The sequence below is a fragment of the Enterococcus sp. BSD2780061688st2 D3 genome (assembly GCF_005844145.1).
Lineage (GTDB): Bacteria > Bacillota > Bacilli > Lactobacillales > Enterococcaceae > Enterococcus_B > Enterococcus_B durans.
Genome location: NZ_SPHN01000016.1, coordinates 41,145 through 55,718, shown reverse-complemented (window position 1 = coordinate 55,718; position 14,574 = coordinate 41,145). Strand labels below are relative to the sequence as shown.

The following is a 14,574-nucleotide window of genomic DNA, read 5'->3' as shown; positions in this document are numbered from 1 at the left end:
TTTCTATGAAAGAGAAAATTATTTTAGCTTACTCTGGTGGTCTGGATACATCTGTCGCAATCAAATGGTTAGCAGATGATGGATATGATGTCATCGCGTGCTGTCTTGATATTGGTGAAGGAAAAGATACTGCGTTCATCAAAGAAAAAGCATTACAAGTCGGTGCGGTTGCTTCTTATGCGATTGATGCGAAAGAAGAATTTGCCCAAGAATTTGCGAGTGTGGCGCTTCAAGGGCACACATTCTATGAACAGTCTTATCCACTGGTCTCTGCTCTTTCACGCCCCTTAATTGCAAAGAAATTAGTGGAACTTGCTCGAGCAACGGGTGCAACAACGATTGCGCATGGCTGTACTGGAAAAGGAAATGACCAAGTTCGTTTTGAAGTAGCGATCAATGCCTTGGCGCCTGATTTAAAGATCGTAGCACCTGTTCGTCAATGGCAATGGTCTCGGGAAGAAGAGATTGCTTATGCGAAAGACAATGGGATTCCGATTCCTGCGAATCTAGATAACCCTTACTCGATTGATCAAAATCTTTGGGGACGTGCCTGCGAATGTGGCGTATTAGAAGATCCTTGGGCAACTCCTCCTACTGGTGCCTATGAACTGACGACTGATTTGAAATACACACCTGATGAAGAAGATATCATTGAGCTTACCTTTGAAAAAGGGTTGCCCGTTGCATTGAATGGTGAGAAACTCTCTCTTTCACAACTGATCCTTGCAGTGAATCAATTGGCTGGTAAACATGGTATTGGCCGTATCGATCACGTTGAGAATCGTTTAGTGGGCATCAAATCCCGTGAAGTATATGAATGTCCTGGTGCTATAACATTGATGCAAGCCCATAAAGAATTAGAAGACTTGACATTTGTTCGCGAATTGGCGCATTTCAAACCGATCATTGAACAACAATTGAGTCAAATGATCTATGACGGTTTATGGTTCAATCCTTTGACAGAAGCATTGCTTCAATTTTTGAAATCGACACAAGTGTATGTGAATGGTACGGTTCGTGTGAAGCTGTTCAAAGGAAATGTCATCGTAGAAGGACGTAAATCAGAAAACAGTCTGTATAGTGAGGAATTGGCTACTTATACTTCTGCTGATACATTTGATCAACAGGCAGCTGTTGGTTTTATCAAATTATGGGGACTACCTTCAAAGGTCCACGCAGAAGTCCAAGAAAAACAGATGAACAAAACAAGTACAAAATAATTTGTAAATCATACAAGATTTACGCCGGATACTTGCCAATTACTGGGAGGAACAATAATGGAAAAACTTTGGGGTGGTCGTTTTCAAGGAAAAAGTGAAGAATGGATTGACGAGTTTGGAGCATCGATCTCTTTTGACCAAAAATTAGCGAAACAGGATATTTTAGGGAGCTTGGCCCATGTCAAAATGCTTGGACACACAGGAATTCTTACGGTTGAAGAAACTGCAGCAATTACAGAAGGATTAAAGACCTTACAAACGAAACTGCAAGAGGGAAATTTACAATTTTCCATTGAAAATGAAGATATCCACTTGAATATTGAAACGTTACTGCATCAGGAGATCGGTGCAGTTGCCGGGAAATTGCATACCGCTCGTAGCCGAAATGATCAAGTCGCCACGGACATGCACCTGTTTTTGAAAGATGTTGTGCAGGAGATACTTCAAAAATTGCATCATCTACGCCAAACCTTTGTGGAAAAAGCGGAAGAACATGTAGAAACGATTGCACCTGGCTATACCCATCTCCAACATGCTCAACCGATTTCATTTGGTCACCATTTGCTTGCCTATTATCAGATGTTTACACGTGATTATGCGCGTTTAACAGAAAGTTTGAAACGAATCGATCTTTCTCCATTAGGTAGTGCGGCTTTAGCCGGGACAACTTTTCCGATCGACCGAGAATTTGCTGCTAAAGAGTTAGATTTTTCTGGTGTTTATGCGAATAGTCTAGATGCTGTAAGTGATCGCGATTTTATACTTGAGTTTTTGAGTAACTGCTCCTTGTTGATGATGCATTTGTCACGTTTTTGTGAAGAACTCGTTTTATGGTGTAGTTACGAGTTCCAATATATTGAATTAACAGACACGTTTTCTACAGGTAGTTCGATCATGCCACAAAAGAAAAACCCGGATATGGCTGAATTGATTCGTGGAAAAACAGGACGTGTCTATGGAAATTTATTTGGTTTATTGACATTGATGAAAGGTCTTCCCTTAGCATACAATAAAGATTTTCAAGAAGATAAAGAAGGGATGTTCGATACCAGTGAAACGGTGTTGGCATGCCTGACTATCATGGATGGGATGGTTGCTACGATGAAAGTGAACAAATCACGTATGTACGCAGCCACTCAAAAAGATTTCTCGAATGCTACAGAATTAGCGGATTATCTGGCTGCTAAAGGATTACCTTTCCGCCAAGCCCACGAGATCGTTGGTAAATTGGTTCTGCGTTGCACGCAGAAAGGTGGATATTTACAAGATATTCCTTTTGAAGAATACCAAGCGATCAGTCCTTTGATCGAAGAGGATATCTATGTGACCCTTCAACCGGAAACTGCTGTCAAACGTCGCCACTCGCGTGGTGGGACAGGATTTGATCAAGTACGGTTGCAAATTGACCATGCGCATAAAGAGTTACTCACTGAAAATTAGAGATTGGCTTCCAAAAAAAGAAGGCTCTGCGTTTATTCTTCTATTCTTTGGAGAATCACTCATTGAAGCCATTTGCGGATAGCCATTCTCTTTCAAAAGGTTTCCAAATAAAAATGAATACCCCTCTAACATAAAAAACTGCGTGAAAGGAAACTTCCACGCAGTTTTTCTACTATTATATATTCTATCAATTATCTTTATGCATCGATTTCTGGTGCTTTGCCCAAGTGTGCTTGGATCATCCAGATACGTTTTTCAGTAGCTGTTTTAAATGCAATAAAGATGTCTTGTGTTGGGTCATCGCCTTCTTCGCCAGATACTTCTATCCCTTTTTGGTAAAGGTCTGCTAAGTAGCGATAGCCTTTAACAAGTGTTTCTAAGCGTTCTGGGATTGTACGGTCCCAACGGCCTACTTCATCAGGGATTTTTGTATTGTCAGCAAATTCACGTAAAGTTGAGTAAGGTGAGCCATCTAACGTGATCAAACGTTCTGAGATTTCATCCAATTGTTCATTTAAATCATCCATGAACTCATCCATCATTGGGTGCAATGTCAGGAAGCCAGGCCCTCTCATGTACCAATGTGTTTGGTGAACCACAACAGACATTTGACTCAAATCTGCGACTAACTGATTTAATACTTCTTTGGTTTGTTGGAATTTCATTTTCTGGTTTCCTCCTAACTTTTATTTACATTAAAAGCATAGTAAACTTTGAGACAAAAGTACAATGAAACCATTTACTTGAGAATGATTTTCAACAGAGAACAATTCTTTTTCAATCTGTATTCCCCAGTACTTTCCCCTTTATCGCATCTTTGGTTAATCTCAATCTATTAGATTTCATTTTTTTGGTATCATGTTCTGTCTAATGCTTGGCGAAGGTGTGCTAGTCGTTTATAAGTACTGGCTAATTGTTGTTGTGTATCAACGAATATCGGATAAATGATTTCATAGATCTCGTGGATATTTTTCTGTACGGGAACTTGGGTCTCTAATTTGATCCATTTTTTGCCTTCATTTAATTCCTTGATTTTCCCTAGGCTCTGCCAGCCTAGAAAAACGGCCCCTAAAGCGGAGGCCTCAGAAACAGTTGGAAAGACGAGTGGATAGCCTAAGACATCTGCCATGAGTTGACGAAAAACATAGGATCGAGCAAATCCACCAGTCGCTCGTAGTTCAGATAGCTGACCTTCTTGGCAGATCCCTTCCAAGATCCGTTTCAAGTTGAGACAGATTCCCTCTAAGATTGCCCGCATCATTTCTTTCTCTGTGTGGTGCCGTTGGAGACCTAAGAAGCTTCCAGAAGCCTCTGCATCCCATAGTGGCGCTCTTTCTCCTAATAAATAAGGTTGGAAAAGTAAGCCGTTTGCTCCTGGAGGGACAAAAGCAATTGCTGAGAGCAGGGCATCGTAAGGATTGTCTCCTTGCGCAATCGCTTGTTGCGTGACTTCCTGCATCAAGGTTTGACTTGCCCAATCAAAGATCCCTGCGCCATTACTTGTTGCCCCACCAACGACCCAATGGCTTTGATCCAATACATAACAAAAGGTCTCCATATCTGGGTGCAACTGTGGATGATCTGTTATAAATCGGATAGCACCACTCGTCCCGACCGTTAATGCGGCGATATCCTCCCCAAATGCGCCTAATCCTAAATTTGAGAGCGGACCATCTGCACCACCCAAAACAAATGATATATCATTTTCGAGTTTCAATATTTCTTGCATCTCTGTTTGAAGTTTTGGCATCTTCATGGTGGGTGGAGCTATTTCAGGCAACTGTTTTTCACTGATATTTAAGTAGTCCAACACTTCTTTTGCCCATTTGAACTGATGGATATCGAAGTATCCTGTGCCAGAGGCTGTACTATAATCTGTTATGAGCTTGCCAAATAAACGATAAATGATATATTCTTTGATCCCGATATAATACGCGGTACGTTCGATTAGTTCTGGTTGTGTTTCTTGTAACCATTTGATTTTTGCGAATGGCGTCATTGGATGAAGCGGCGTACCTGTTTGTTGGTAGATGCTTAGACCTAGTGGAGTGTTCTTCAATCTTTCTGCCTGTTCCACAGCACGTGTATCTGCCCAAGTGATCATTCGGGTAAGTGGCACCATTTGTTCATCGCACAAAATCAAACTGTGCATTGCTGACGAGAAGGAAATGACGTCAATCGTTGCTTCTTTAGAGAACCGTTCAGTCAATTGCTGGATCACTGTACAAACAGCGTAGAAAATCAGTTCTTGGTCTTGTTCTGCCATCCCTGGTTGTTCTTGGATCAAGGGATAAGGAAAGTACGCTGAATCGATGACTTGTGCTTGTTCATCGAAGGCGACTGCTTTGGTTTGGGTTGTGCCAATATCTATGCCAATTGAGATCTTCATTTTATCACCTCTACTAAAAATTACGAAAAAATTGGAGCATTACTGACGTATCTTACCTAAAAAGGAGGATACATTCATGTTACTGTCTGTTGTCATTGGTTGTTGTGTTGGTTCTTTCTTATGTTTGTCGGCACAACGGATTCCCCAAGGTCATTCTATTATTTATCCCAGATCACATTGTGTCAACTGCCACCATTTTTTGACATGGTATGAATTGATTCCTTTGCTTTCAATCTGCTTGCAACGATTTCGCTGTCGCTCTTGCCATGTTCCCTTACCCCAAAGCTATTTTTTAGCTGAACTGGCTTGTGGTGGGATCTTTGTTTGGTTCTTCCACTATGCACCAAGCACGGATCCAATGCTCCTTTTTTGGATACTTTCTGCTTTTTTGCTCTCACTGATGGATTGTTTTTATCTCTTCATTGATTCTAGGATACTTTACCTGATTTGGATCATTTTGTGGAGTTATTGGTTGCTTACTGGGCATTTTCAATTCACGACGGTTTTGATCCTATCGATTGTCAGTAGTCTTTTGATTTTTTATGCTACTGATTATTTAGGTTCCGGTGATTCATTGGTTGTATGGTGTTGGAGCGGACAACTCTTACTAGTACAATTACTGTACTTAGTCTTGATTGCTAGTGCCTTAGGAATTTGTTTTATGCTCTGCACTCATTTCTTCTTTCAAAAGAAGATCACAAAGTTACCCTTTCTGCCTTTTTTAAGTGTGGCTTTACTCGTTGTCCAACATATTGAATAACGCGATACTACAGCAATGAAAAAGCCGACATCTAGTTGCACCCTAGCTGTCGGCCGAACATAGAGGTCGAGAAAAAAGTCGTTTAGGTTTGAGAAATTGGAGAGAAAAACGAGGCTAGGACAGAAGTAAGAAACACTTTTGTCTCATTCTTTAAAAACGAATAAACGGTGGGAGCAAAACTGATTTTTAGATTTGTCCCAGACTCTATATTTTTTAGCTCTTTTTATCGCCCCAATGCTTTCTCAAAAAGCCTCCACGGCCAGAGCCTTCACGGTATAGCTGATAATGTACTTTGTTTTTTCTATAATAGTCTTGATGATATTCTTCTGCTGGATAAAAGTCGCTTTTAGGTTCGATTTTCGTTACGATCGGTTTATCGAATCGGCCACTGTCTTGCAGTTTTTGTTTTGATTTTTCCGCTATTTCCCGCTCTTCTTCATTCCCATAATAAATGACTGGCCGGTAGGAGTCCCCTCGATCTGCAAACTGTCCTAACGCATCGGTCGGATCGGTTTGTTGCCAATAGATCTCCACCAGTTGTTCATAGCTGATGATGTCAGGATCATAGGCGATCTCCACGGCCTCCGTATGTCCTGTCGTTCCTGTTGTCACTTGTTCATATGTTGGATTAGGCACGTGTCCACCTGTATAACCTGAAACAACAGAGAATATACCTGGTTGCGTTTCAAATGGTTTTACCATACACCAGAAACATCCTCCGGCAAATACCGCTTTTTTTACTGCCATAATGATCAACTCCTTTCCTTTTATCATACTCATTTTATATGAAAGTCCTATTGATTTGCTTAAATTACCCTGCCAGGGTATTCAAAAAGCTGCTTTATTTCTGTTTTTCCTACTGCCTATTCCAGACTCAATTTTTTGATATTGTGGATAATTATTGAAAAAGAAAAAACTTATCCACCTGTGGATTTATTTTTCGTGTAACTTTTTATGTTTCCTACTGACTGTTGATAGCTTCTTCCCACTTTTTTATCCACAATTTTTTAAAATCATTTGATAAACTCTAGGACGATTTATCTGTAAAATGACTCATAAGATGATTATAGCTAGAATTCGCTTCAATAAATTTCTGTTTATGTTCCAATGAACTGGACCACTATTTTATTCAAAAAAAAGAGGATGTGATAGATTTTATCACATCCTCTAGTTCGAGTAACAAGGGAGAACAGAAGCCATTTCTTGTTGAATCCTTCTGTTCCGACCGCTTTACTTACACGTTATGCTTATTTTTGTTCATTCATTGCATCTTCTGCAGCCATTTGTGCTTCGATGTCTGAAATACTATAAACATTTTCACTTGCTACACCGACTTCTTTTGGTTCCATGTTGCGGTAACGTGACATACCAGTACCAGCTGGGATGATCTTACCGATGATAACATTTTCTTTCAAACCAAGAAGTGGATCTTTCTTCCCTCTGATAGCAGCATCCGTCAAGACACGAGTTGTTTCTTGGAATGATGCAGCAGATAAGAAGCTGTTTGTTTCTAATGAAGCCTTTGTAATACCTAGTAAGACTGGACGAGATGTTGCAGGAACACCGCCGGCTACTAACGTATTGTAGTTTTGGTCTTTGAAATCTGCGATATCTAATAATGTTCCTGGTAAGATTTCTGTATCACCTGGGTCCATTACGCGAACTTTACGCAACATTTGACGAACCATTACTTCGATATGTTTGTCTCCGATTTCTACCCCTTGCATACGGTATACGCGTTGTACTTCACGTAGCAAGTAGTTTTCAACAGACAATACATCGCGGACTTGTAACAATTGTTTAGGATCGATCGAACCTTCTGTCAATGGTGCTCCACGATGGATCATATCGCCTTCAGCAACTTTCATACGAGCTGTATAAGGAACAGTATACGTACGTGTATCTGTTTTCCCTTTGATCGTTACTTCTTTTGTACGTGTCGCAGCGTCTTCTGAAATGTCGATGACATCTCCGGTTACTTCTGTGATCACGGCTTGCCCTTTCGGATTACGTGCTTCAAAAATTTCTTGGACACGAGGAAGCCCTTGAGTGATATCGTCTCCGGCAACCCCACCCGTATGGAACGTACGCATTGTTAACTGAGTACCTGGTTCACCGATTGATTGAGCGGCGATCGTACCAACTGCTTCTCCGACTTCAACGTCAGAGCCAGTTGCCAAGTTACGTCCATAACAATGTTTGCAGACACCGTGTTTTGTGTTACATGTGAAGACTGAACGGATCGTTACTGTTTCAACACCTGCATCAACGATTTGTTTTGCAACATCTTCTGAAATCAATTGATTTCCAGCAATGATCACTTCATTTGTTTCAGGATGACGGACTTCTTTACGTGTGTAACGTCCAATCAAACGATCTTCTAGTGATTCAATGATTTCGTTTCCTTCACGAATCGCTTGAATTTCAAGCCCTCGATCTGTACCGCAATCTTCTTCACGAATGATTACGTCTTGGGCAACGTCTACTAAACGACGAGTTAGATAACCTGAATCGGCTGTCTTCAAGGCTGTATCGGTCATTCCTTTACGCGCTCCGTGAGTAGAGATAAACATTTCCAAGACAGATAGTCCTTCACGGAAGTTTGAAATGATCGGCAATTCCATGATTCGTCCGTTAGGGGCAGCCATCAATCCACGCATACCAGCAAGCTGTGTAAAGTTGGAGATGTTACCACGGGCTCCAGAATCAGACATCATGAAGATTGGGTTTTTCGCTTCCAGACTTTCCATCAGTTTTTGTTGGATGTTGTCTTTGGCAGCGTTCCAAACAGCGATTACGCGTTCATAACGTTCATCATCAGTAATCAACCCACGACGGAATTGTTTAGTGATTGTTTCAACTTGTTTATGGGCATTTTCAATGATTCCTTGTTTTTCATCTAGTACACTGATATCTGCGATACCCACTGTGATACCAGCATGAGTGGAATGTTTGTACCCTAAGTCTTTCATACGGTCAAGCATCTTAGAAGTTTCTGTTACTTTGAAACGTTTGAAGACTTCTGCGATGATATTTCCTAAGTTTTTCTTCTTGAATGGTAAGACTAATTCTTGCTCTTTGATGTGTGCCGGAATATCTGTACCTGCTTCAACAAAATATTTATCCGGTGTTTGGACTGTTAAGTTGAAGTCAGTAGGTTCATTCAAGTAAGGGAATTCTGGTGGCATGATTTCATTAAAGATGATCTTACCAACAGTTGTGATCATCGTACGTTCTTTTTGCCATTCAGTAAATGGTTTTTCACCTAGTGAATTAGGGTTCACACCGATACGTGAATGTAAATGAACGTAGCCATTACGCCATGCGATCACGGCTTCATTTTGATCACGGAAGACCATACCTTCGCCTTCACGTCCTTCTTCTTCCATCGTTAGGTAGTAGTTACCTAACACCATATCTTGAGAAGGAGTTACAACTGGTTTACCGTCTTTTGGATTCAAAATGTTTTGAGCAGCGAGCATCAACATACGTGCTTCTGCTTGTGCTTCTTCGTTCAATGGTACGTGGACAGCCATTTGGTCTCCATCGAAATCGGCATTGTAAGCTTCACATACAAGTGGATGCAAACGGATTGCACGACCTTGAACTAATACTGGTTCAAATGCTTGGATACCAAGTCTGTGAAGCGTAGGTGCCCGGTTAAGTAAAACTGGGTGTTCTTTGATTACGTCTTCTAGGACATCCCAAACTTCGTCTTCTTGACGCTCGATTTTACGTTTCGCATTTTTGATATTTGAAGCAAGTTCACGTTGAACAAGTTCACGCATCACAAATGGTTTGAATAATTCGATCGCCATTTCTTTTGGTAGACCACATTGATACATTTTCAAGAATGGTCCAACAACGATAACCGAACGACCTGAATAGTCCACACGTTTACCAAGTAAGTTTTGACGGAAACGACCTTGTTTCCCTTTCAACATATGAGAAAGAGATTTCAATGGGCGGTTACCTGGTCCAGTAACTGGACGGCCACGACGACCATTATCGATCAATGCGTCAACAGCTTCTTGTAACATACGTTTTTCATTTTGAACGATGATACCAGGAGCGTTCAAGTCTAACAAACGTTTCAAACGGTTATTACGGTTGATTACTCGACGGTAAAGGTCGTTCAAGTCACTTGTCGCAAAACGGCCACCTTCTAATTGGACCATTGGGCGTAGATCTGGCGGGATGACAGGGATAACATCCATGACCATCCAGCTTGGTTCATTTCCTGAAGCACGGAAAGCTTCTAAAATGTCCAAACGACGGATCGCACGTGTACGTTTTTGTCCTTGTGCAGATTTCAATTCTTCTTTTAATTCAGCTGCTTCAGCATCTAAATCAACATTATCAAGTAATTGTTTGATTGCTTCTGCTCCCATAGCTGCTTGGAATTCTTGTCCATATTGTTCACGTTTTTCGCGGTATTCGCGTTCAGTCAACAATTGTTTTTTCTCTAAGTTTGTGTTTCCAGGTTCGATGACCACATATGAAGCAAAGTAAATGATTTCTTCTAGTGCGCGTGGGCTCATGTCTAATACAAGACCCATACGAGAAGGAATACCTTTAAAGTACCAGATATGTGAAACAGGTGCTGCTAATTCAATGTGTCCCATACGTTCACGACGAACTTTTGAACGTGTGACTTCCACACCGCATCGATCACAAACGATTCCTTTATAACGGATACGTTTGTACTTTCCGCAGGCACATTCCCAGTCTTTTGTAGGACCAAAAATCCGCTCACAGAACAACCCTTCGCGTTCAGGTTTTAAGGTACGATAGTTAATCGTCTCAGGTTTTTTTACTTCACCGTAAGACCAGCTTCTGATTTTTTCGGGAGAAGCCAAACCTATTTGCATACTTTCGAATTTATTTACATCGATCAAAAGGGGTTCCCTCCATTTCGTTTAATGGCAAAACCGCAAGGCGGCTGATCATCGACCGCCTTACAGCTCATAGACCGGATTAGTCTAATTTATCTTCTGCGGTTTCAAAGTTTTGGATGACATCTTGTCGTTCATCTTCTACTTGTTCTGCAGCTTTTTTCTCTAGCTCTTTTGCAGTTTGTTGTTCCGCAAATTTAGTCAATGCATCAACGGTGATCAAATCATCGTCTTCGTCATCCATATCACGAAGTTCGATTTCAGCATCTTTGATATCCAAGACACGCATATCCAAACCAAGTGATTGTAATTCTTTTACTAATACTCGGAATGATTCTGGAACGCCTGGTTTTGGAATTGGTTCACCCTTAACAATTGCTTCGTATGTTTTCACACGACCGACAACATCATCTGATTTGTAAGTCAAGATTTCTTGTAAGGTATATGCTGCACCGTAAGCTTCCAGTGCCCAAACTTCCATTTCCCCAAAACGTTGTCCACCAAATTGTGCTTTACCACCCAACGGTTGTTGTGTAACCAATGAGTAAGGTCCAATTGAACGAGCATGCAATTTATCATCAACCATGTGGGCAAGCTTGATCATGTACATCACGCCGACAGACACACGGCCATCAAATGGTTCACCAGTACGACCGTCATAAAGAACAGTCTTCGCATCGCTAGCCATACCAGCTTCACGAACAGTTTCCCAAACGTCTTCATCACTTGCACCATCAAAGACTGGTGTTGCAACGTGGATGCCTAGTTGACGAGCAGCCATCCCTAAATGCAATTCCAATACTTGTCCGATATTCATACGTGATGGCACCCCTAGAGGATTCAACATGATATCGATCGGTGTTCCATCTGGTAAGAATGGCATATCTTCTTCCGGCATAATACGGGAAACAACCCCTTTATTACCGTGACGACCGGCCATTTTATCCCCTTCATGGATTTTACGTTTTTGAACGATATAGACACGAACTAACATGTTTACACCTGGTGACAATTCATCGCCAGCTTCACGAGTAAAGATCTTCACATCGTGAACGATCCCGCCACCGCCATGTGGTACACGTAAAGAAGTGTCGCGGACTTCACGAGCTTTTTCACCAAAGATCGCATGCAATAGACGTTCTTCTGCTGATAGTTCAGTAACCCCTTTTGGCGTAACTTTACCAACAAGTAGATCTCCATCTTTCACTTCTGCACCGATACGGATGATCCCCATTTCGTCTAAGTCTTTCAATGCGTCTTCCCCAACGTTAGGGATTTCGCGAGTGATTTCTTCAGGTCCTAATTTTGTATCACGAGCTTCTGACTCATATTCTTCAATATGAATCGAAGTATACACATCATCTTTTACCAAACGACGGCTCATGATGATCGCATCTTCATAGTTATACCCTTCCCAAGTCATGAAACCGACAAGAACGTTTTGTCCTAAAGCCATTTCACCTTGTTCCATAGAAGGTCCATCAGCTAATGTATCGCCTTTTTCAACTTTTTCGCCTAAATGAACGATTGGTCGTTGATTGTAACTTGTTCCTGAGTTTGAACGGCGGAACTTCGTAATATCATATTTATCTAATGCACCATTATCACGACGAACACGGATTTGAGAAGCATCAACGAATTCAACTACTCCATCGTGTTTACATAATAATGCAGCACCTGAGTCATGTGCTGATTTATATTCCATACCAGTACCAACCCATGGAGCTTGTGGATTGATCAACGGTACAGCTTGTCGCTGCATGTTGGCACCCATCAAGGCACGGTTGGAGTCATCGTTTTCCAAGAAAGGAATACATGCTGTCGCTACCGCAACTACTTGTTTAGGAGAAACGTCCATATAGTCGACTTTATCGATTGACACTTCTAAGTTTTCACTTTGTGCACGAGCCATAACTACGTCTTGAGCAAATGTGCCATCTTCATTCAATGGGCTGTTTGCTTGGGCAACGATGTAATGGTCTTCGATATCGGCTGTCAAATAATCGATTTGGTCTGTTACACGACCCGTTTGACGGTCAACACGACGATAAGGAGTTTCAATAAATCCAAATTTGTTTACTTTTGCATAGCTAGATAAACTATTGATCAATCCAATATTCGGACCTTCAGGCGTTTCGATCGGACACATACGGCCATAGTGAGAATAGTGAACGTCACGGACTTCATAACCCGCACGGTCACGTGTCAAACCACCAGGTCCTAAGGCTGAAAGACGACGTTTATGTGTCAATTCGCCAAGAGGATTCGTTTGGTCCATGAACTGTGACAACTGAGAAGAACCAAAGAATTCTTTGATACTTGCGACAACTGGTCGGATATTGATCAATTGTTGTGGTGTCAATGTTTCTGTATCTTGGATCGACATTCTTTCACGTACCACACGTTCCATACGAGCTAACCCGATACGGAATTGATTTTGTAAAAGTTCGCCGACTGAACGGATACGACGGTTTCCTAAATGGTCGATATCGTCTACATTGCCGATGCCTTCCATCAAGTTCAAGAAATAGCTCATTGAAGCAATGATATCTGCTGGACGCACTGTTTTCACAGGTGCTTCTGGATAGCCATTACCGATGACATTTACTTCACGCTCTGGATCTTTTGGTGAAAAGACTTTGATCACTTGGACAGTCATTGGATCAGTCACTACACCGTCTTCTGATGGGTAGTAAGTCACTGAATTCAAGCCATTTTCGATGAAAGGAGCAAGTGTTTCCATCACTTGGTGAGTCAAAACAGTTCCTTTTTCAACAATGATCTCGCCAGTTTCTGGATCGACCAATGTTTCTGCTAGAGTCAAATTCAATAGACGTGTTTTCAAGTCTAATTTTTTGTTTACTTTGTAACGACCAACATTTGCTAAGTCGTAACGTTTTGGATCGAAGAAACGAGCGTTCAATAGGTTACGTGAGCTATCCGCTGTTTTAGGTTCGCCTGGACGTAAACGTTCATAAACGTCTTTCAAACCTTCTTCTGTTCTTGAGTCGCTTGCATTTTTGTGCAAATCTTTTTCGATCGTATTACGTAATGTTTCACTATCGCCGAAGATTTCAAAGATCGTATCATCTGAGCCAAATCCTAAAGCCCGAACTAAAACAGTCAATGGAATCTTACGTGTGCGGTCGATACGTACGTAAGAAATATCTTTTGCATCAGTTTCCATTTCTAGCCAAGCACCACGGTTAGGGATTACAGTTGAACCGAATCCTTCTTTTCCGTTTTTGTCGACTTTACCATGGAAATAAACGCCTGGTGAACGAACCAACTGAGAAACGATTACTCGTTCTGCCCCGTTGATGATAAATGTTCCTTGTTCCGTCATTAATGGGAAATCACCAAAGAATACTTCTTGTGCTTTGATTTCACCAGTTTCACGGTTTGTTAAACGCAAAGTGACATGTAATGGCGCAGAATAATTGGCATCATGTGCGCGAGCTTCTGCTACAGTATACTTAGGTTCTTTCAATTCATAATCCACAAATTCCAAAGATAGATTGCCGTTAAAATCATCGATTGGCAAAATGTCTTCAAACATTTCTCTTAGTCCTTCATCTAAGAACCATTGGTACGAGTCTGTTTGAATTTCGATCAAATTTGGTAATTCCAACACTTCACTGATTCTTGCGAAACTTCTACGTTCGCGGTGTTTTCCGTATTTTACTACGTGTCCAGCCAAGCTCTTCACCCCTCTAAAATGTCATTCAAAAAGACTACCCGATCAATTGTTACAATAATATTAAAAATATTATATTTAGGTAACAACAGACATTTTTTGCGGCTTTTAGGCAAAAAAAAACCAAAAATAGAACATTCTCTTGAAACCATTTCTTCATGAGCTTCTACTTT

General features: G+C 41.2%; 8 protein-coding genes. 3 read left to right on the top strand and 5 right to left on the bottom strand.

The annotated features are described in order from the left end of the window. Positions 1–5: 5 nt before the first annotated feature. Positions 6–1,220 (top strand): argininosuccinate synthase, encoded by a 1,215-nt coding sequence (locus FGQ66_RS12100; protein WP_138302513.1) that lies wholly within the window; start codon positions 6–8, stop codon positions 1,218–1,220. Positions 1,221–1,277: 57 nt separating this feature from the next. Continuing rightward, a complete protein-coding gene (argH, locus tag FGQ66_RS12095) occupies positions 1,278–2,660 on the top strand; it encodes an argininosuccinate lyase (protein ID WP_138302512.1) in 1,383 nt (460 codons plus the stop codon). A gap of 197 nt (positions 2,661–2,857) precedes the next feature. Here the strand turns inward: argH and FGQ66_RS12090 are convergent, their stop codons facing one another. Both FGQ66_RS12090 and FGQ66_RS12085 read right to left on the bottom strand, forming a co-directional pair. Continuing rightward, on the bottom strand, positions 2,858–3,325 hold the full coding sequence (locus FGQ66_RS12090; protein ID WP_005881193.1) for a Dps family protein: 468 nt from the start codon (positions 3,323–3,325) through the stop codon (positions 2,858–2,860). Positions 3,326–3,516: 191 nt separating this feature from the next. Then, positions 3,517–5,049, bottom strand: a complete 1,533-nt coding sequence (locus FGQ66_RS12085) for a gluconokinase (RefSeq protein ID WP_138302511.1) — start codon at positions 5,047–5,049, stop codon at positions 3,517–3,519. 76 nt (positions 5,050–5,125) lie between these two features. On the opposite strand from FGQ66_RS12085, the gene FGQ66_RS12080 reads away from it, so the two are divergent. Continuing rightward, positions 5,126–5,809: a prepilin peptidase gene (locus tag FGQ66_RS12080; RefSeq protein WP_138302510.1), complete on the top strand. Its 684-nt coding sequence runs from the start codon at positions 5,126–5,128 to the stop codon at positions 5,807–5,809. Between the two features lie 213 nt (positions 5,810–6,022). Here the strand turns inward: FGQ66_RS12080 and msrA are convergent, their stop codons facing one another. The 3 genes from msrA to rpoB form a co-directional block, all read right to left on the bottom strand. Further along, complete coding sequence (gene msrA, locus FGQ66_RS12075; RefSeq protein ID WP_005881187.1) at positions 6,023–6,556, bottom strand: peptide-methionine (S)-S-oxide reductase MsrA; 534 nt, start codon at positions 6,554–6,556, stop codon at positions 6,023–6,025. 500 nt (positions 6,557–7,056) lie between these two features. Then, on the bottom strand, positions 7,057–10,707 hold the full coding sequence (rpoC, locus tag FGQ66_RS12070; protein WP_016177781.1) for a DNA-directed RNA polymerase subunit beta': 3,651 nt from the start codon (positions 10,705–10,707) through the stop codon (positions 7,057–7,059). A gap of 79 nt (positions 10,708–10,786) precedes the next feature. Further along, a complete protein-coding gene (rpoB, locus tag FGQ66_RS12065; RefSeq protein ID WP_005881184.1) occupies positions 10,787–14,404 on the bottom strand; it encodes a DNA-directed RNA polymerase subunit beta in 3,618 nt (1,205 codons plus the stop codon). Between the last annotated feature and the right edge of the window lie 170 nt (positions 14,405–14,574).

Bases quoted from the DNA above. Each gene is read 5' to 3' on its own strand.
- FGQ66_RS12100 (WP_138302513.1), top strand. From the start codon at position 6: ATGAAAGAGAAAATTATTTTAGCTTACTCTGGTGGTCTGGATACATCT.
- argH (WP_138302512.1), top strand. From the start codon at position 1,278: ATGGAAAAACTTTGGGGTGGTCGTTTTCAAGGAAAAAGTGAAGAATGG.
- FGQ66_RS12090 (WP_005881193.1), bottom strand. From the start codon at position 3,325: ATGAAATTCCAACAAACCAAAGAAGTATTAAATCAGTTAGTCGCAGAT.
- FGQ66_RS12085 (WP_138302511.1), bottom strand. From the start codon at position 5,049: ATGAAGATCTCAATTGGCATAGATATTGGCACAACCCAAACCAAAGCA.
- FGQ66_RS12080 (WP_138302510.1), top strand. From the start codon at position 5,126: ATGTTACTGTCTGTTGTCATTGGTTGTTGTGTTGGTTCTTTCTTATGT.
- msrA (WP_005881187.1), bottom strand. From the start codon at position 6,556: ATGGCAGTAAAAAAAGCGGTATTTGCCGGAGGATGTTTCTGGTGTATG.